The organism is Antarctobacter aquimaris (assembly GCF_900184945.1).
Lineage (GTDB): Bacteria > Pseudomonadota > Alphaproteobacteria > Rhodobacterales > Rhodobacteraceae > Maliponia > Maliponia aquimaris.
In genome coordinates, this window is sequence record NZ_FXYF01000045.1 from 1 (window position 1) to 1,151 (window position 1,151).

The 1,151-nt window shown below is 66.7% G+C and carries 1 protein-coding gene; it reads right to left on the reverse strand.

Translation table 11 applies throughout. The features are described from left to right. A partial coding sequence (locus MAA8898_RS26530) for a cadherin repeat domain-containing protein (protein ID WP_176445332.1) occupies nt 1–1,151 on the reverse strand: 1,151 nt, incomplete at both ends.

Consider the following 1,151-nt stretch of genomic DNA (forward strand, 5'->3'; position numbering starts at 1 on the left):
CCGATGGCGATCGGCGCCGAGCACGAGGTGTGGAAATTGATCGTCTGCAGGTAGGTGCCGTCATCGTCGAAGATGTGCACCCGCGTCTCGGACCCGAACTCGTTCCGGCCGGCCGCGGACGCCAGCGCCGTGAAGCTGTCGCCGGCCGCCACCGTGCCGTCGAAATAGATCTCGCTGGTGTCGTTGGGGTTGTCCTTGTTGGAAACGCGGATGTGGTAGATGCCGTCACCGTCGTCCCCGGGCTGAACCGCGCCCACATCCAGCTTGCCGTTCTGGTCGGTGTTCGAGGTGGTCGTCAGCATGTCGCCCAGCCGCAGGGTCACCGCGGCGAACTTGCCCGCGTCGACCCCGGCGTCCCGCAGCGCGTCCCGCTCCATGCAAAGGTCAAGGCCCAGGTCCGGATTGCCTTCGGTGCCGCAGTCGAGGTCGATCACGGCCGAAGTGTTCTCGACCACCTTGATGCAGTCATCCTCGATGCAGACCTCGAGCGGCGTGTCTTCGAAGCTGCCGTCTTCCTTGGTGTAGCGCACGATCACGTCGTAGGTGTTGTCCGCGCCGTCATCCAGCGGGTTCTCGTAATCCGGCGCGTCGATGAAGGACACCTCGCCGGTCGCGGGATCGACCTGGAACAGCGCCGCGTCGGCGCCGCCGACGATCGCATAGGTGACCCCGGCATCGCCGGGCCCCGAGGAGACCCCGTATTCGATCAGCCCGCCGGTCCCCTTGTCGAGCAGCGCGCCGCCGACCAGGCTGACCGAGCCGTACTGGTCACCGATGGCGATCGGCGCCGAGCACGAGGTGTGGAAATTGATCGTCTGCAGGTAGGTGCCGTCATCGTCGAAGATGTGCACCCGCGTCTCGGACCCGAACTCGTTCCGGCCGGCCGCGGACGCCAGCGCCGTGAAGCTGTCGCCGGCCGCCACCGTGCCGTCGAAATAGATCTCGCTGGTGTCGTTGGGGTTGTCCTTGTTGGAAACGCGGATGTGGTAGATGCCGTCACCGTCGTCCCCGGGCTGAACCGCGCCCACATCCAGCTTGCCGTTCTGGTCGGTGTTCGAGGTGGTCGTCAGCATGTCGCCCAGCCGCAGGGTCACCGCGGCGAACTTGCCCGCGTCGACCCCGGCGTCCCGCAGCGCGTCCCGCTCCATGCA